General features: G+C 61.4%; 13 protein-coding genes, 2 tRNA genes and 1 pseudogene. 11 read left to right on the top strand and 5 right to left on the bottom strand.

The window, feature by feature from the left end; genetic code table 11:
* Positions 1-68 precede the first annotated feature (68 nt).
* The gene (locus AC0IYN_RS01155) at positions 69-887 is read left to right on the top strand and encodes a DUF4892 domain-containing protein (protein ID WP_078047650.1); all 819 of its coding nucleotides are present in this window, start codon (positions 69-71) and stop codon (positions 885-887) included.
* 72 nt (positions 888-959) lie between these two features.
* Positions 960-2,021 (top strand): AI-2E family transporter, encoded by a 1,062-nt coding sequence (locus AC0IYN_RS01150; RefSeq protein WP_406597742.1) that lies wholly within the window; start codon positions 960-962, stop codon positions 2,019-2,021.
* Here AC0IYN_RS01150 and AC0IYN_RS01145 read toward each other — a convergent pair.
* Positions 2,018-3,052 carry a sensor histidine kinase gene (locus tag AC0IYN_RS01145; RefSeq protein ID WP_406597743.1) on the bottom strand — a complete coding sequence of 345 codons (1,035 nt, stop codon included), beginning with the start codon at positions 3,050-3,052 and terminating at the stop codon, positions 2,018-2,020. The two genes, AC0IYN_RS01150 and AC0IYN_RS01145, sit on opposite strands and share 4 nt — an antisense overlap.
* The gene (locus AC0IYN_RS01140) at positions 3,052-3,816 is read right to left on the bottom strand and encodes a response regulator (protein ID WP_095017565.1); all 765 of its coding nucleotides are present in this window, start codon (positions 3,814-3,816) and stop codon (positions 3,052-3,054) included. Before AC0IYN_RS01140 ends, AC0IYN_RS01145 begins: the two co-directional genes overlap by 1 nt.
* 260 nt (positions 3,817-4,076) lie before the next feature.
* On the opposite strand from AC0IYN_RS01140, the gene pyrF reads away from it, so the two are divergent.
* Entirely contained in the window at positions 4,077-4,775 is a 699-nt protein-coding gene (pyrF, locus tag AC0IYN_RS01135; RefSeq protein WP_448652215.1) for an orotidine-5'-phosphate decarboxylase, read from the top strand.
* A 625-nt stretch (positions 4,776-5,400) separates the two neighbouring features.
* Here pyrF and AC0IYN_RS01130 read toward each other — a convergent pair.
* Positions 5,401-6,408, bottom strand: a complete 1,008-nt coding sequence (locus AC0IYN_RS01130; protein ID WP_471844733.1) for an NADP-dependent oxidoreductase — start codon at positions 6,406-6,408, stop codon at positions 5,401-5,403.
* 228 nt (positions 6,409-6,636) lie between these two features.
* Between AC0IYN_RS01130 and AC0IYN_RS01125 the strand changes: the two genes are divergently transcribed.
* The 4 genes and pseudogenes from AC0IYN_RS01125 (at position 6,637) to AC0IYN_RS01110 (ending at position 11,095) form a co-directional block, all read left to right on the top strand.
* Positions 6,637-7,398 carry an SDR family oxidoreductase gene (locus AC0IYN_RS01125; protein WP_078047655.1) on the top strand — a complete coding sequence of 254 codons (762 nt, stop codon included), beginning with the start codon at positions 6,637-6,639 and terminating at the stop codon, positions 7,396-7,398.
* Between the two features lie 202 nt (positions 7,399-7,600).
* Positions 7,601-9,013: an aminotransferase-like domain-containing protein gene (locus tag AC0IYN_RS01120; RefSeq protein WP_457240451.1), complete on the top strand. Its 1,413-nt coding sequence runs from the start codon at positions 7,601-7,603 to the stop codon at positions 9,011-9,013.
* A gap of 114 nt (positions 9,014-9,127) precedes the next feature.
* Positions 9,128-10,237: pseudogene (locus tag AC0IYN_RS01115) on the top strand (HAMP domain-containing protein); the annotation flags it as partial.
* Positions 10,214-11,095: a methyl-accepting chemotaxis protein gene (locus tag AC0IYN_RS01110; RefSeq protein ID WP_405045906.1), complete on the top strand. Its 882-nt coding sequence runs from the start codon at positions 10,214-10,216 to the stop codon at positions 11,093-11,095. The pseudogene AC0IYN_RS01115 and the gene AC0IYN_RS01110, both read left to right, overlap by 24 nt.
* Positions 11,096-11,130: 35 nt before the next feature.
* On the opposite strand, the gene AC0IYN_RS01105 is transcribed toward AC0IYN_RS01110, so the two are convergent.
* Positions 11,131-11,943: an alpha/beta fold hydrolase gene (locus AC0IYN_RS01105; RefSeq protein ID WP_457240449.1), complete on the bottom strand. Its 813-nt coding sequence runs from the start codon at positions 11,941-11,943 to the stop codon at positions 11,131-11,133.
* 666 nt (positions 11,944-12,609) lie between these two features.
* The gene (locus AC0IYN_RS01100) at positions 12,610-13,380 is read right to left on the bottom strand and encodes a hypothetical protein (protein ID WP_406599663.1); all 771 of its coding nucleotides are present in this window, start codon (positions 13,378-13,380) and stop codon (positions 12,610-12,612) included.
* Positions 13,381-13,739: 359 nt separating this feature from the next.
* On the opposite strand from AC0IYN_RS01100, the gene AC0IYN_RS01095 reads away from it, so the two are divergent.
* The 4 genes from AC0IYN_RS01095 to AC0IYN_RS01080 all read left to right on the top strand — a co-directional run bounded on the left by AC0IYN_RS01095 (position 13,740) and on the right by AC0IYN_RS01080 (position 16,499).
* Positions 13,740-13,815, top strand: a tRNA-Glu gene (locus tag AC0IYN_RS01095).
* A 4-nt stretch (positions 13,816-13,819) separates the two neighbouring features.
* A tRNA-Gly gene (locus AC0IYN_RS01090) sits at positions 13,820-13,895 on the top strand.
* Positions 13,896-14,121: 226 nt separating this feature from the next.
* A complete protein-coding gene (locus AC0IYN_RS01085; RefSeq protein WP_471840306.1) occupies positions 14,122-16,059 on the top strand; it encodes a tyrosine-type recombinase/integrase in 1,938 nt (645 codons plus the stop codon).
* A gap of 188 nt (positions 16,060-16,247) precedes the next feature.
* Positions 16,248-16,499 carry a hypothetical protein gene (locus tag AC0IYN_RS01080; RefSeq protein ID WP_471840304.1) on the top strand — a complete coding sequence of 84 codons (252 nt, stop codon included), beginning with the start codon at positions 16,248-16,250 and terminating at the stop codon, positions 16,497-16,499.

Genomic DNA, 16,499 nt, shown 5'->3' with positions numbered 1-16,499 from the left:
GAAAGGGAGTCAACCATGAACCATCTCAACACCGCTGTGCGCTCCGATGGCCAGGGCACATTGATCCGATGAGCCTTCGTAAAGGATGTATCCGTGCCCTCGGGCTGTGCTGTTTCAGCCCCCTGGTGTTCGCCGCCGATGTGCCGGGAAGCCAGGATTTACCGGCAGTGTCCCGTCAGGTCGACTCACAGATCGTCGACTACCGCCCGGCCGAAGAGAAGGAGCGCATCTACCCTATGGGCGCGATCCGCAAGATCAGCGGCCAACTGCGTTACGAAGGCCAGGCCACCGCCCGTGGGCAAGCCACGGCGATTACCTACGAATTGCCCGCCGAACACACCTCCAGTGCAGCCTTTACCGCAACGCGCGAAGCATTGCAGGCGAAGGGCGCGCAGTTACTGTTCTGGTGCCAGGCCCGCGATTGCGGTGAAAGCAGCCTGTGGGCCAATGAAGTGTTCGGCAACGCCAAGCTGGTCGGCGCCGACGGCCAGCAGGAATACCTGCTGCTGCGCCTGGCAGCCCCGCAGGACAATTCCCTGGTGGCGCTGTACGGCATCACCCGCGGCAATCGCCGCGCCTACCTGCATGTGGAGCAACTGGACGCCAACGCGCCGCTGGGCGACCTCTTGCCCACGTCGGCCACGCTGCTGCGTGAGTTGAAAAGCACCGGCGAGCTGGACTTCCCCGCGCTCGGCGGCGACCCTGACGACACCTGGCTGACCCTGATTTCCCGTGGGTTGAACCTCGATACCACCTTGCGCGTCAGCCTTACCGGCCCGAACGCCGAAGCCTGGCGCCAGGCCTTGGTCGACAAAGGTGTGCGCGCTGCGCGCATGGAAACCGGCGCCGCTGAAACCAAAGGCCTGCACCTGCATCTGATACGCTGACCGTTACAAGGCGAGCGGACCCGCGCCGTTCGCCTAAGCTCTCTTCCTACAGCCTTCCTCTAGAGATACTCCATGCTCAATAACGATCGCCTACTGGTGCAAATCCTGCTGCTGGTGCTGTTCGGTGCCAGCTTCTGGGTGATGGCGCCGTTCTGGTCGGCGCTGTTCTGGGGCGCGGTGCTGGCGTTTGCCAGCTGGCCGCTGATGGTCCTGCTTACCCGCTGGCTGGGCGGTCGCGAATCCTTGGCCGCCGGCATCCTCACGTTGTGCTGGATGTTGCTGGTGGCGCTGCCGCTGGTGTGGCTGGGTTTCAATCTCGCAGACCATGTGCGCGATGCGACGGCGTTGATCAAGGATATCCAGGTCGATGGCCTGCCGGAGGCGCCCACCTGGCTCGGCTCGATCCCCTTTGTCGGCGAACGGCTGGTGGCGATGTGGGACAGCATCGACCAGCAGGGCGCAGCCTTGATGGTCAGCATCAAGCCGTACCTGGGGCAAGTCGGCAATTGGCTGCTGGCGCGCAGTGCGCAGATCGGCGGTGGGATCCTGGAGCTGACCCTGAGCCTGGTCTTCGTATTCTTTTTCTACCGGGACGGGCCGCGCCTGGCGATGTTCGTCCACCGTCTGCTGGAGCGCTTGATCGGCGACCGCGCCGGCTACTACATCGAACTGGTGGCGGGGACGGTCCAGCGGGTGGTCAACGGCGTGATCGGCACCGCCGCCGCCCAGGCCGTGCTGGCGCTGATCGGTTTCCTGATCGCTGGCGTGCCGGGTGCGCTGGTGCTGGGTATTGTCACCTTCCTGCTCAGCCTGATCCCCATGGGCCCGCCGCTGGTGTGGATCCCGGCCACGGCCTGGCTGGCCTGGAAAGGCGATTACACCTACGCGGTGTTCCTCGGTGTGTGGGGCACGTTCATCATCAGCGGCGTGGACAACGTGCTCAAACCCTACCTGATCAGCCGTGGCGGCAACCTGCCGCTGGTGATCGTGCTGCTTGGGGTGTTTGGCGGCTTGATCGCCTTTGGGTTCATCGGCCTGTTTATCGGCCCGACCCTGCTGGCGGTGGCCTACAGCCTGTTGATGGATTGGAGTGCGACCCAGGCCCAGGGGCGACGGGAAGACAAACCGCTTTAAGCCCTGGGCAACCACATCACGGCGGTCAAGCCACCGCCGGGGGTTTCTTCCAGGTGCAGCCGACCGCCGAGGCGTTCGGCCGCTTCCTTGGAAATCGTCATGCCCAGGCCGACCCCGCCAGAGTTGCGATTGCGTGAGCCTTCCAGCCGATAGAACGGCTCGAACACCGCCTCACGCTTGTCGGGAGCGATGCCGGGGCCGTGGTCGATCACGCGGATCACCAAGGCCTCGCGGCTGTCCGTCAGCTCGATGCGCGCCGTACCGGCATAGCGCAGGGCATTGTCGATCAGGTTGTTGAGGCACGAACGCAAGGCCATCGGCTGCACCTGCAGCGGCGCGCAGGTGCCGGCGAATTGCACATCAGAGCCTTGGTCCTGGGCGTTTTCGCTCATGGACTCGACCAACGCTTGCACGTCCAGCCAGTGTCGGGTTTCGCTGGTGCGTTGTTCGTGCAGGTAGCTCAGGGTGGCGTCGAGCATGCCGATCATGTCGTCCAGGTCCTGGCGCATCTGGCCTTGCAACCGGGTGTCTTCAATCTGTTCCAGGCGCAGTTTCAAGCGTGACAGCGGCGTGCGCAGGTCATGGGAGACCGCGCCGAGCATGCGCGCGCGTTGGCTGACCTGTTCGCGGATGCGCCGTTGCATCAGGTTGAAGGTCGACGCGGCTTGCTGTGCTTCACGCGGTCCCGACTCGTCGAGGGGCGGGCTGTCGAGGTCCAGGCTCAAGCGCTCGGCGGCTTCGCTCAGGCGCTGGATTGGCCGGCTCAGCAGCTTGGCGCCGTACCAGGCGGCGATGATCAACGAGATGAACTGGAACGTCAGCGGCACCACCGGGCCGCCAAACCACGGTCGCTTGTGCTTGGGCAGGGGCTTCATCGTGCCGTCAGGCTGTTCGACAAAGGTTTCCTGTGGCGGCGGCGGGGGCGGGCCGTAATAGCGAAACCAGGAGATTGCCAGCACGTGGGCCAGCACAATGGCCACCAACAACACGCCAAACAGCCGACCGAACAGCGTGTTGAAGGCGTTGCGCATCAGCCGATATCCCGGGCGTCGAACAGGTAGCCTTCGCCGCGTACGGTCTTGATCAGTTGCGGCGCCTTGGGGTCATCCCCGAGTTTCTGCCGCAGGCGCGATACGAGCAAGTCGATGCTGCGATCAAAGGCTTCGATCGAGCGGCCACGGGCGGCATCCAGCAATTGCTCGCGGCTCAGCACCCGACGCGGACGCTCGATAAACACCCAGAGCAGGCGGAATTCGGCGTTGGACAGCGGCACCACCAGGCCATCGTCGGCCACCAGTTGGCGCAGCACACTATTAAGGCGCCAGTTGTCGAAGCGGATATTGGCGCGTTGTTCGGTGCGGTCATCGCGCACGCGGCGCAGGATGGTCTGGATGCGTGCCACCAGCTCACGCGGCTCGAAGGGCTTGGACATATAGTCGTCGGCGCCCAGCTCCAGGCCGATGATGCGGTCGGTGGGTTCACAGCGGGCGGTAAGCATCAGGATCGGGATGTCCGATTCCGCGCGCAACCAGCGGCACAGCGACAGGCCGTCCTCGCCTGGCAGCATCAGGTCGAGCACGACCACGTCAAAGGTTTCGGCCTGCATGGCCTGGCGCATGGCGGTGCCGTCGGTGACACCGGTGGCCAGGATGCCGAAGCGGGCGAGGTAGTCGATCAGCAGTTCGCGGATCGGCACATCATCGTCAACGATCAGCGCGCGGGTGTTCCACCGCTTGTCATCGGCGATCACCGCGCCTTTTTGCTCGTCGGTCATGGAGACGGGAGGGGTATGCATAATGCGATCATCTGCCCTGTTGTTGCGGTCAGCATAGGCGCCCAGCCCCATGGCTGGAAGTGCTGGTCGGTGGGTCGTGCGAGCGAGGCTAGCCGTGGGGCGTGTTGGGGGCATGTCGTGAATGTATCAGCTTTGAAATAATTGCCCGAAAACGCCCGCCCAATGGCGGTTGGTCAGTATTTACCGATCATCGGATCCCGCAACGGCGCTGCTTGCGCTACAATCCGCGCCGATTTCGACTTGCCTGAGAGCCCATTCCAATGTCCGTCTGCCAGACTCCTATCATCGTCGCCCTGGATTACCCCACTCGTGACGCCGCACTGAAGCTGGCTGACCAGTTGGACCCGAAGCTGTGCCGGGTCAAGGTCGGCAAGGAACTGTTCACCAGCTGCGCCGCAGAAATCGTCGGCACCCTGCGTGACAAAGGTTTCGAGGTGTTTCTCGACCTGAAATTCCACGATATCCCGAACACTACCGCCATGGCGGTCAAGGCTGCCGCCGAGATGGGCGTGTGGATGGTCAACGTGCATTGCTCCGGTGGCCTGCGCATGATGAGTGCTTGCCGTGAAGTGCTGGAACAGCGTAACGGGCCTAAGCCGTTGCTGATCGGTGTGACTGTGCTGACCAGCATGGAGCGTGAGGACCTGGCCGGTATTGGCTTGGACATTGAGCCTCAGGAGCAGGTATTGCGCCTGGCAGCGCTGGCGCAGAAGGCTGGCCTTGATGGCCTGGTGTGTTCGGCGCTGGAGGCACAGGCGTTGAAAACTGCGCACCCGTCGCTGCAACTGGTGACCCCGGGGATTCGTCCGGCGGGCAGTGCCCAGGATGACCAGCGGCGCATTTTGACGCCGCGGCAGGCGTTGGATGCGGGCTCCGATTACTTGGTGATCGGCCGGCCGATCAGCCAGGCAGCTGATCCGGCCAAGGCGTTGGCGGCGGTTGTTGCCGAAATCGCCTGACCGAGACGTCTTGTTGGAGGCGGCCTGACCGATGGCCGCTGTCTGACTGAAGCCCCGCGATCCAAATGTGGGAGGGCTTGCCAGCGATGGCGGCCCGACAGCCGACCACAATCTAACTGTCACCCCACGATCCAACTGTAGGAGCTGGCTTGCCTGCGAAAGCGGCCCGACAGCCGACCACAATCCAACTGTCACCCACGATCCAATTGTAGGAGCTGGCTTGCCAGCGAAGGCGGCCTGACAGCCGACCTGGATGTTGGATCTGACTGGGTACATATCCGTTATTTAGGTAACGGCCGCCCATGGTTCCGCTCTTACAGCGGCTCACTTTTGGAAAGGCCCAAAAGTAAGCAAAAGGCCTTCGCCCCAACACTCGGCACCTCGCCTAGGCTCGGTGTGCCCGTAATCCGCCAGGTATTTGGGGGGCCGCCGCCACGCGCCATCCATGGCGCGGGGCGGCTAAACCGGCATCCCTGCCGGTTTACCCCCCAAATTCCTGTCGAATTCCGGCCAGCGTGTTTGATGGGGCGCCTGAGATCAAAAGCAGGATCAAGAGCAAGATCACAGGCAACATCAAGATCAACAGCGGCTCGCTTCGCATCGTGGTTACGTTGGGGCAGCTTTTTCAGTTGACCTTGAGTACGAGCTTTCCAAAGTTTTCGCCGTTGAATAGCTTCATCAGCGTCTCGGGGAAGGTTTCCAGCCCTTCTACGATGTCTTCTTTGCTCTTGAGTTTGCCCTGGGCCATCCAGCCGGCCATTTCTTGGCCGGCGGCGGCGAAGTGGGCGGCGTGATCCATGACGACAAAGCCTTCCATGCGTGCGCGGTTGACCAGCAGTGACAGGTAGTTGGCCGGGCCTTTCACGGCTTCCTTGTTGTTGTATTGGCTGATGGCACCGCAAATCACCACGCGGGCTTTTAATGCCAGGCGGCTGAGCACTGCGTCGAGAATGTCGCCGCCAACGTTATCGAAATACACGTCTACGCCTTTGGGGCACTCGCGCTTGAGTGCGGCGGATACGTCTTCGCTTTTGTAGTCGATAGCCGCATCGAAGCCGAGTTCGTCCACCAGGAACTTGCATTTGTCTGCGCCGCCGGCAATGCCCACCACGCGGCAGCCTTTGATTTTGGCGATTTGCCCGGCAATGCTGCCCACGGCACCGGCCGCACCGGAGATCACCACGGTTTCGCCGGCCTTGGGCGCACCGGTGTCCAGCAGGGCGAAGTAAGCCGTCATGCCGGTCATGCCCAGGGCCGACAGGTAACGGGGCAGCGGGGCCAGTGTCGGGTCAACCTTGTAGAAGCCCCGTGGCTCGCCCAGGAAGTAATCCTGTACGCCCAAGGCGCCGTTGACGTAGTCGCCGACCGCAAACGTTGGGCTGTTCGAGGCAATCACTTTGCCCACGCCGAGGGCGCGCATCACTTCACCGATGCCGACCGGCGGGATGTAGGACTTGCCTTCATTCATCCAGCCACGCATGGCGGGGTCGAGGGACAGGTATTCATTGCGCACCAGCACCTGGCCGTCCTGGGGCGTGCCCACGGGCACTTCCTGGTAGGTGAAGGTTTCCCGGGTGGCCGCGCCGACCGGGCGCTTGGCGAGCAGGAATTGGCGATTGGTCTGGGCGGTCATGGCAGCGACTCTTCTGGAAATGAACCTGAAGTGATAGACCTTGAACGGGCTGGGGGCAAGGTTCACCGAGGGCGCGAATGCCGCTCGATAGGCACTGCTGATAGTCGGGCGGTGGCTCTTATCACTGCGATTCATGCAGCCTCAACTGGCCTTCTGATAGTGCTGACGCGCCCGGCACGGCGTTGGCTAGACTCGAGCCACGGTTATTTTTCCCACAGGACATCTTCCATGAGCATGACGTTTTCCGGCCAGGTTGCCCTGGTGACTGGCGCCGCCGCCGGTATTGGCCGCGCTACCGCGCTGGCGTTCGCCGCCGAAGGCTTGAAGGTAGTGGTTGCCGACCTGGATGCAGCGGGTGGTGAAGGTACTGTCGCCCTGATCCACCAGGCCGGTGGCGAAGCGCTGTTTGTGCGCTGCAACGTCACGCAGGAAGCCGAAGTCCAGCAATTGATGGCCCAGACCCTCGCCGCCTATGGCCGCCTGGACTACGCCTTCAATAATGCCGGCATCGAGATTGAGAAAGGCAAGCTGGCTGACGGCAGCCTGGATGAGTTCGACGCGATCATGGGGGTCAACGTCAAGGGCGTGTGGTTGTGCATGAAGCACCAATTGCCGCTGCTGCTGGCCCAGGGCGGCGGGGCGATCGTCAACACTGCATCGGTTGCGGGGCTGGGCGCGGCGCCTAAGATGAGCATTTATGCTGCGTCCAAACATGCCGTGATCGGCCTGACCAAATCGGCGGCCATCGAGTATGCGAAGAAGAAAATCCGCGTCAATGCGGTGTGCCCGGCCGTGATCGATACCGATATGTTCCGGCGTGCCTACGAAGCCGACCCACGCAAGGCCGAATTTGCCGCCGCCATGCACCCGGTGGGGCGCATTGGCAAGGTCGAGGAAATCGCCAGCGCGGTGTTGTACCTGTGCAGCGACGGTGCGGCCTTTACCACCGGCCAAGCCTTGGCGGTAGACGGTGGCGCGACGGCTATCTAGGACCTCGGGTCGCCCTCCATTCGAAAACGGTCTGGGGGGCGTGAGGTATTTCCATAGCTGGCACCGTGCCTTGTCAGATTGTGTATCAGCAGGTAAATAACTCAATAAAATCAATACTTTAATAAAACTTGGCGAGCGGCTGCGGTGGGCTTCTGTGCTTAACTGTCCTGGGTTGAATAACAGACAGTGAAGTGAGTGGCGCATGGATTTAGGGATCGATCGACAAGCCCTTGTACCGGTGGTGCAGCAAATCATCAGCGCGGTGGCGCAATGGATTCGCACGAGTGGGGCGAGCCCTGGCACACGCTTGCCGTCCGTTCGCCAGGTGGCCCTTGATAACCTGCTCAGCCAGTCCAGCGTGATCGAGGCGTTTGAACGATTGGTCGCGCAGGGGTTGCTGGTTTCAAAACAGGGTTCGGGTTTCAGCGTTGCCCAACCGCCGATGTCGCACGAAGGCCAGTGGTACGAAGGGGCCGAGCAAGACTGGGGAGCCTTCACCGATAACCCGTTGGGTGAGCTGAAACTGGGCTGCGGCTGGTTGCCGGATACCTGGCGTGAAAGCGATGACATCAGTTACGCGGTCCGCGAAGTGACCCGTACCGACACCGCTGGCCTGTTCAACTACAGCACGCCCTTGGGGCTGCCCGCGTTGCGCGAGCAATTGCTCAAGCGCTTGGGCCAGGTCCACATCGCTGCCCATCTTGACCACATCCTCACCACGGCCGGCGCCAGCCATGCCCAGGACCTGCTGATCCGCACACTGCTCAAGGCCGGCGATTGCGTGGTGGTCGAAACGCCGGGGTACGGCAACCTTTATCGGCAATTGGCGTTCCACGGCGTGCAACTGCTGCAGGTGCCACGCACCCGAGGTGGCCCGGACATCCCGGCGCTGGAAGCGCTGTTGCAGCAGCATCGGCCCAAGTGCCTGTTCGTCAACAGCCTGTACCACAACCCCACCGGCTCCAGCCTGAGCCGCACGGTGGCCGAGCGTTTGCTGGAGCTGGCGCGCCGCGAAGATTTCCTGATCATCGAAGAGGATGTCTTCGGTGACCTGCAGCACGCCAGTTGCACACGGCTTTCGGCGTTGCCCCATGATGACCGGGTGATCTACGTTTCGAGCTTTTCCAAGACCCTGAGCAGCGCCTTGCGCGTGGGTTACCTGAGTGCCAGCGCGGCGATCATCGCGCAATTGGCCAGCCTCAAGACCTTGACCGGCTTCGGTACCTCGCGGTTTGCCGAGGCGGTGGTGGCCACGCTGCTGGCCAACGGCACCTACCGCAAGTGGGTGCAGCGTTTGCGCAAGCGCCTGAATGCGCAAATGGCTGCCACGTTGCAGGTGCTGGAAGACGAGGAGTGGGAGGTGTTCACTGCTCCGGCTGGCGGGATGTTTGTGTGGGCGCGGCCGGGGGCTGGGGATCGGTCGCGGTTGCAGGCTTGTGCACGGCGGCTCGGGGTTTTGTTATCGCCGGGGGCGCTGTTCAGTCCAACCCATGAGCCCAGCGACTGGCTGCGCATCAATGTGGCCTATGCGGCGGATCAACGCGCCTTGGCGTTGTTCCGGGCCATGGGCCCCGCGAGATCGACCTCGACCATTCTGAAAACGACGAGCGTGTAGCTTTTTGCCATTATTGTGGCGCCAACGACTTGTGCTCAGTGCCTTGTGGTTGCGAATCTCGCCTGTGTAAACCGGGCTCGATGGCAATTGCCATTGCAAGAGGATTCAAGTGCAATGATTTCGGCCGTGCAACGACAATTCGCCAACCTCGGTATGGCAAAAAAACTGGGCTTGGGCTTCACCCTGGTGCTGCTGTTGACGGCGGTGGTCGCGGCGATCGGCGTGTGGTCCCTGCAAACCGTTGGCCAGCGTTTCGAAGGCCTCAAGGCCATGTCCTCGCTCAACAGCGGCTTGCTCAAAGTGCGCCTGATCGAGCAGGACTACGCGCTGCATGCCGACCCCAAGGCCGTCGACGCGCTGCATGAAAGTGTCGACGCGTTGGCGGCCCTTGCCGCGAGCCTCAAGGCCCAGTCGGCGGCCAATGTGCCGGCCATGACCGACGTCGAGCAGGCCCTGGCCGCGTACCGCAAGGCGTTCGATGAGTTTGTCGAACTGACCCAGACCAAGGACCTGGCGTTGGAAATGGCCAGTTGGTCGGTGTCCAGCGTGGCCAATAACCTCGATGTGCTGCAAGCCGGGCTGGCAGACGACGGTGCCTATGGCCTCAAGGAAAGCCAGGGCAAGGAGGGCGCCGAATTCATCGAGCAGGCGGGGCAGGTCAGCCAGGTGTCGCGCCTGATGCTGCAAGCCATGAACGAGGCGCGGGTGCGCCTGGACCAGAGCCGCAAGGTGAGCGAGGAAGAAACCGAACAGGGCAAGATCGAGCAGGCCGACCAGGCTTTGGCCCAGGTCGAGCAACTGAAGACCTCGGTCAAGGACCCCGGCTACCAGACCGTGCTCAACGAAGTGTCCGGGCATATTGCCGCCTTCAGTGAAAAACTCGGTGAGTACACCGGCCTGCTGGCCCAGGAGAAGGTGGTCTACAAACAGCTGCATGACCGGGCGGGCGAGGTGGTCAGCCGGGTCAACCAGGCGTATGACGCTGAAGACCAGTCCATGCAGGCGCAGTTGAAGAAAAGCGCGATGCTGATCATCGGCTCGTCGGCCCTGGCCTTGCTGGTGGGGTTGATTGCGGCGTGGGTGATTACCCGGTTGATCGTCGCCCCGCTGCGCAGTGTGATCGCGGTAGCCCAACAGATTGCTGCCGGCGACTTGAGCGGGCGCATGGAGGTCAGCCGTCGCGATGAAATCGGCCAACTGATGCAGGCCATGCAGCAGATGGGCAACGGCCTGAGCCAGATGGTCAGCGGCCTGCAAGCCGGTATCGAGCAACTGGCGAGCTCGGCGCATTCGCTGTCCAGCGTCACCGAGCAGACCAACGTCGAGGTCAGCAGCCAGAAAGAAGAAACCGAGCAGGTCGCCACGGCGATGAACCAGATGACCGCCACGGTACACGACGTGGCGCGCAACGCTGAAGAGGCCGCGCAAGCTGCACAGACGGCAGACGACAAAGTCGACAGCGGCCAACAGGTGGTGCGCCAGAGTCTGCAACGCATTGAATTGCTCGCCACCTCCAGCACCAGTGCCAGCGCCAGCATCGAGAGCCTGAGCGCCGAGATCCAGAATATCGGCACGGTGTTGAGTGTGATCAAGAGCGTGGCCGAACAGACCAACCTGCTGGCCCTTAACGCCGCCATCGAAGCCGCCCGTGCCGGCGAGCAAGGGCGTGGCTTTGCGGTGGTGGCGGATGAAGTACGGGCCCTGGCCAAGCGTACCCAGCAATCCACCGAAGAAATCGAGCGCCTGGTCAGTACGTTGCGCAGTGCGGCCCAGTCGTCGGTGCAGCAGATCCAGCAAAGCGGGGAGCTGGTGAAGCTGGCGGTGAGCGACGCCCTGGAAACCGAGAGTGCCCTGGGCAGTATCGCCGTGGCGGTGTCGTTGATCCAGCAGATGAACCAGCAGATCGCTGCGGCGGCCGAGGAGCAAAGCTCAGTGGCCGAAGAGATCAACCGCAGTGTCACCAGTATCCGCGCCAGTGCCGATCAGTCGGCGCTGAGCATGCAGGGCAACGCCGCGTCGAGCATCCAGCTGGCGCAGTTGGGGGCGGAGCTCAAAGGGATGGTGGGGCACTTCCGCCTGTGATCGCCGCGTTGGCGCAGCGATCACAGGGGAGGGGGTCAGGCGTTGTTGGCGAGGAAGGTCAGCAGCGCTTCGTTGACGAAGTCCGGGTTTTCCCGGGCGCTGATATGGCCCGCCTCTGGAATCAGGATCAGGCTGCAGCCAATCAGGCCGGCCATTTCTTCGGACTCGGCGGGTGGGCGTGGTTTGTCTTGCTCGCCACACATTATCAGGGTGGTGTCGGCGTCCAGGCGTGGCAACTGCTCCAGCACAGCCTCGCGACTGAAGATCAAGCGGCCCAGGGGCACGATGCTCTGCAGCAGTCGCTCTTTGGAGTAGCCCTGCAATTGCCTGCGCAAATCCTGGTACAGCGCTGATTCGCGGTCGATACCCGGGCGGAAAAAGATCGGCGCGACCACGTCCAGCAAGGGCTCAGGGATAGCACCGGCGTCTTCGATCATCTTGAACAGCGAGAAATAGTACTGGCGCGTGGCGTCGGGCTCGGCGCCCAGGTACGTGTCCATCAGCACCAGGCTGTTGATGCGTTGCGGCGCCAGCAACGCCAGGCGTGCGCCCCACATGCCTCCGACGGAGAGCCCCACGAGGTTGATCTGGGGGATATCCAGTTGGTCCAGCAAGGCCAGGGCCTGGCGCGCGAGGTCGTCAAGAGAGTGGGTGTGCGCCGGCAATGGGCCGGATTCGCCATGGCCCCACAACTCGGGCACGATCACGCGGTATTGTTGCGACAGTGCTTCGATCTGCGGCGCCCACATGTCGGCGCCCCACAGGTAGCTTGAGCCCAGCAGGACGACGGGGCCCGAGCCCTGGTCGACGTAGTGCAGTGGTTGTCCATCAATGACGGCGACAGGCATAGCAGGCCTCTGACTTCGTGGAGTACGGGGCACTTTTGTACGCTAGTCGGGGGCGGGGGGATAGATGCAAAGTGATGGCATGTGGCGAACTGGGTTTGCCACAGGGGACAGGCCACAGCTAGCTAACGGTAACCCCGAGATTCAAAACTGTAGGAGCTGGCTTGCCTGCGAAGGCGGCCTGACAGCCGACCACAATCTAACTGTCACCCCGCGATCCAAATGTGGGAGCTGGCTTGCCTGCGAAGGCGGCCTGACAGCCGACCTGGATGTTGGATCTGATCGGGTACATATCCGTTATTTGGGTAACGGCTGTTATGGGTTCCGCCCTTACGGCGGGTCACTTTGGAAAAGCCCCAAAGTAACCAAAGGGCTCTTGCCCCAACACTCGGTACCTCGCCTAGGCTCGGTATGCCCGTAATCCGACAGGTATTTGGGGGGCCGCCGCCACGCGCCATCCATGGCGCGGGGCGGCTAAACCGGCATCCCTGCCGGTTTACCCCCCAAATCCCTGTCGAATTCCGGCCAGCGTGTTTGACGGGGCGCCTAGGATCAAAAGCGAGATCAAGATCAAGATCAAGATCACGATCAACAGCTACTCGCTTCGCATCGTGGTTTGGGGGTGGTGGCTACAGCTTTGTTAGGTACCTATGCACTGTGAGGGCAACATTAGTCGTAAATAACTTTCTTCTTCCACTCGGCGTCGGCGTCGACCACCTTGAGGCCTTCGGTCAGTTCGTTGACTTCGTCTTCGGCCGGTTTGCTGTTGGTCAGCACGGTGGAGTTGGCGCGGGCCAGTTGGGATTCCAGTTGTTGCAGTTGTGCGCTGTAGATCACCGGCTCCGGCTGCTTACGCAGGTACTGCACGCCACGTTCGAAGGCCAGGCGTGCCTGGCCCGGTTGGCCTTGTTGCAGGGCGTGTTGGCCGAGGTTGTTGAAGAATTCGATGTGCAGCAACACCAGGATATGGCGGATCTCCCTGATCCAGTGCTTGGCTTCGTTGGCCGGCAGGAAACCGTCCTGGGCCGCGCGGGTGACTTGGCCATGCAGGGCTTCGAGCAGGAAGCGCACGTCCTTGGCCTTGGCTTCGGTCTGGATCGGCGCGGGTGGGTTGTTCACCGGGATGGATTCACCCTGGGCCACCAGCGTATTCAACTCGGCAATGCGGGCCTTGATCGGTGCGCTACCTTTGTTGAGGTTCAACAGGCGCTGGTTGACGTTGAGTTCCAGGCGAGTCAGTAACAGCTTGAGCGCCGGGGTCATCAACTGGCCGGGGAAGGTCTCGGTGATTTCACCGCAGCGGCGCAGGCGATCGTTGAGTTCGATCTCGGTGCGCTTCTTTTCCAGCTTGTTGTTTTCCACCACGTGGTTCATGTAGCCAATGGCGATCAGTATTGCGATCCCGGCTATTACCAGCAGGGTGATCATGAGTGGTGTCACCGGTGTGACCTCTTTATAGGGTTTACAGTGGAGTGTAGTGACTGGGCCATCCGGCGGATAGGACTGATCGACCAGTTGCCCGGGTACTTTGCTTCTATATAGAAAGGCGTTCCCTGCATGGATGCACATTGCCATCATTTGCCGGAACGAACTATAGCGTCTTGTCGGGCGCCAGAATATAGGCGTCAAGGGCCGGACGGGCAGAATGCCCGCCAGGGCCCGGAAAGCAGGGCGAAGTCATTGATTTAAATAAATTTATCCTTGGGGGTTGACGACCTTTCAATCCATCCATAGAATGCGCGCCACTTACAGCGTAAAGCACACAGCGAAACGCGGTAGGGAGTGAATGTTGTACGTGTGTCCCCTTCGTCTAGTGGCCTAGGACACCGCCCTTTCACGGCGGTAACAGGGGTTCGAGTCCCCTAGGGGACGCCAATATGCGGGAATAGCTCAGTTGGTAGAGCACGACCTTGCCAAGGTCGGGGTCGCGAGTTCGAGTCTCGTTTCCCGCTCCAAATTATGATCTACAGACTTCCACTGACGTCTGTAAGTCATTGAAAGAAGGGGCTTAGGCCCCTTTTTTTCATTCCGGTGGCGTCTACTGAAATCCAGCCACAGCCAGCGTTTTTAAGGCCAGAATTGAGGCCAAAGAATGCGGGTGGTTTCAGCGCCGGATTGTTGCTGGGCCAGGAGTGGAATCGTGACGAGCATTGAGCCTAAGTCTCAATTTAGGAGCTCGACATGGCACTCTCTGATCTGATTGTCCGGCAGGCTAAGGCCACCGGCAAACTCTACAACCTCCCTGATCTCGATGGCCTCGGCCTGGTGGTTTCACCAGTCGGGGGCAAGTCGTGGCACTTGCGCTACTACTGGCTAGGCAAGCAGAAGCGCATCTCTTTGGGTAACTACCCCGAAATCGGCCTTCGCGAGGCGCGCAACCTTCGCGACGAAGCCCGAGCCCTCTTGGCCAGGGGTATCAATCCCCATACCGACCGTAAGCAGAAGCGACACGCGATCAAGCTGGCTTCGGACTACACGTTCAAGGCGGTCTTTGACGCTTGGGTTGAACATCGCGCGAAGGAGTTGAAGGAAGGCCGGAACAGCGCGATGTCGCAGATCAAGCGGATCTTCGTAAAGGACGTATTGCCCAGTCTTGGAAAAATGTCGGTCTACGACATTCGTCGGCCCCAGCTCCTGGGCGTCCTGTCGAGGATAGAGGCGCGCAAGGCGTACACCACCGCCGAGAAGGTCCGCACCTGGCTGGGGCAGCTATTCCGTTATGCTCTGGTCATCGTCGAGGGGATGGAGGCCAATCCGGCCACTGACCTGGACGTGGTGGCTGAGCCCAAGCCCCCGGTGAACCACAATCCCTACCTGCACCTCCCTGAACTTCCCTCGTTCCTCCAGAAGCTCCGGCTGTACAACCCCCGCGGTTGGCAAACCCAGCTCGGTATCCGGCTGCTGTTCCTGACCGGTGTTCGCACCGGGGAGCTGAGGCTGGCAACTCCTGACCAGTTTGACCTGGATCGCGGTCTGTGGATCATCCCGCCCCAGATCGTAAAGCAGCTTCAGGGCGAGATGCGCAAAGCCGGCAAGCGACCACAGGACGTGCCACCTTACATCGTCCCGTTGTCCGTCCAGGCCATTGAGATCGTGCGTTACCTCTTGGAAATGATGCGGCCTGCCCAACAGCACCTCCTGACACATCGCAGTGAACTCAAGAAGCGTATCAGCGAGAACACGCTCAACGCCGCCTTGAAGCGAATGGGCTACGACGATCAACTCACCGGTCACGGCATCCGTGGAACTATTTCGACGGCGCTCAATGAGATCGGCTACCCCAAGATCTGGGTGGATGCGCAGCTTTCGCACTCAGATCCGAACAAGGTGAGTTCGGCCTACAACCACGCGAAGTACGTGGAGCCGCGTCGGCGGATGATGCAGGACTGGGCTGATCGCCTTGACTTGCTTGAACAGGGCCAAGTGGATGCAGCCAGCGCACACCTTACGATCCATATTGAGGGAGTGCCGGCCATCGCCGACGAGGTCAAGAGCGACCCCATCGTTGCTAGTTCCCATGCAGCTTCGGTATCGTCCGGGGTATACGTTCCCATCGTTGTAACTCCGAACGATGGCGCAATCACGTTCCAGCGGCTGTCACAGGTGCCGCCGCCCCCGGTGCATGTGCCGGAACCGGAAGTGTCCGCTATCCAGCGCGAGCGCGAGGAAATGCTGGCTATATACGAATCGCCGAGTAGTCTGCCGGTTCCGTTGTTTGGCAAGTTGGCCGGGAAATCAAAGGATCAGATCAACCGCGAATTGAAAGCGGGCAAATTGCTGTCCGTCAGCCTAGGCAACCGCGGGCAGCGTGTGCCTGACTGGCAATTAGTGCCGCTCAAGCTCAAGCTCGCGCAGGTGATGCTGAGCCGGGTGACTCAAGCTGATGCGTGGGATTTGTATCACCTGCTAACCAAGCCCCAGCCGGGGCTGGATGATCGGGTAGCCATTGATATTGTCACGCCGACGAACCTCGACAAGGTCATGCAGGCATTGCTGGATGTGCCTCGGCAGCCCACCCAGACTGGTGCCGAGTCGCGTGAGTTTTCCGAGCCCATTCGCGAAAGCGTCAGACGTCTGGTGGGTAGTGCAGCTGCGCTTGAGGCTGTAAGCCTGTGCTGATCGAAGGGCGACGACACCCCGTTGCCCTCTGCTAAAGGGCGTCATCTGGGGCTGCCTTACTTAGATGCCGAGTTGCTATGTCGTTCACATCAGGGCCACCTTAGCCTTGAAGAGTCTGCAATCTTCCCCAAAACTATCGGTCGGCGGCAGCGCTTCTAGACTTCGCCGCCTTTCGGGAGACCACCATCATGGAAAATCACAGCGGCTTCGTAAGCGATGCCATTCTTCTGTCCATCGGTCGTGCCATTCTGCGCAAGCAGGATCGCGAAGGCCGTGATATCAACGATGCGGAGATGCAGAAGCGAAGCGTTCAGCGGGGCCGCCCCCAAGGCACAACCACCTATGAAGCCAAGCCCGCCATGGCTTTCGGCCTGGCGGTGCGGGCTGCCCGTCTGGAACAAGGATCGCGCAAGAGCAACTTGCCTCTGTGGCGGGCATAG

Source organism: Pseudomonas sp. AC112 (genome assembly GCF_979253545.1).
Note: the sequence above shows the minus strand (reverse complement) of the source record. Positions and strands in the feature narration are given on the sequence as shown.

Bases quoted from the DNA above. Each gene is read 5' to 3' on its own strand.
- AC0IYN_RS01155 (WP_078047650.1), top strand. From the start codon at position 69: ATGAGCCTTCGTAAAGGATGTATCCGTGCCCTCGGGCTGTGCTGTTTC.
- AC0IYN_RS01150 (WP_406597742.1), top strand. From the start codon at position 960: ATGCTCAATAACGATCGCCTACTGGTGCAAATCCTGCTGCTGGTGCTG.
- AC0IYN_RS01145 (WP_406597743.1), bottom strand. From the start codon at position 3,052: ATGCGCAACGCCTTCAACACGCTGTTCGGTCGGCTGTTTGGCGTGTTG.
- AC0IYN_RS01140 (WP_095017565.1), bottom strand. From the start codon at position 3,816: ATGCATACCCCTCCCGTCTCCATGACCGACGAGCAAAAAGGCGCGGTG.
- pyrF (WP_448652215.1), top strand. From the start codon at position 4,077: ATGTCCGTCTGCCAGACTCCTATCATCGTCGCCCTGGATTACCCCACT.
- AC0IYN_RS01130 (WP_471844733.1), bottom strand. From the start codon at position 6,408: ATGACCGCCCAGACCAATCGCCAATTCCTGCTCGCCAAGCGCCCGGTC.
- AC0IYN_RS01125 (WP_078047655.1), top strand. From the start codon at position 6,637: ATGAGCATGACGTTTTCCGGCCAGGTTGCCCTGGTGACTGGCGCCGCC.
- AC0IYN_RS01120 (WP_457240451.1), top strand. From the start codon at position 7,601: ATGGATTTAGGGATCGATCGACAAGCCCTTGTACCGGTGGTGCAGCAA.
- AC0IYN_RS01110 (WP_405045906.1), top strand. From the start codon at position 10,214: ATGCAGGCCATGCAGCAGATGGGCAACGGCCTGAGCCAGATGGTCAGC.
- AC0IYN_RS01105 (WP_457240449.1), bottom strand. From the start codon at position 11,943: ATGCCTGTCGCCGTCATTGATGGACAACCACTGCACTACGTCGACCAG.
- AC0IYN_RS01085 (WP_471840306.1), top strand. From the start codon at position 14,122: ATGGCACTCTCTGATCTGATTGTCCGGCAGGCTAAGGCCACCGGCAAA.
- AC0IYN_RS01080 (WP_471840304.1), top strand. From the start codon at position 16,248: ATGGAAAATCACAGCGGCTTCGTAAGCGATGCCATTCTTCTGTCCATC.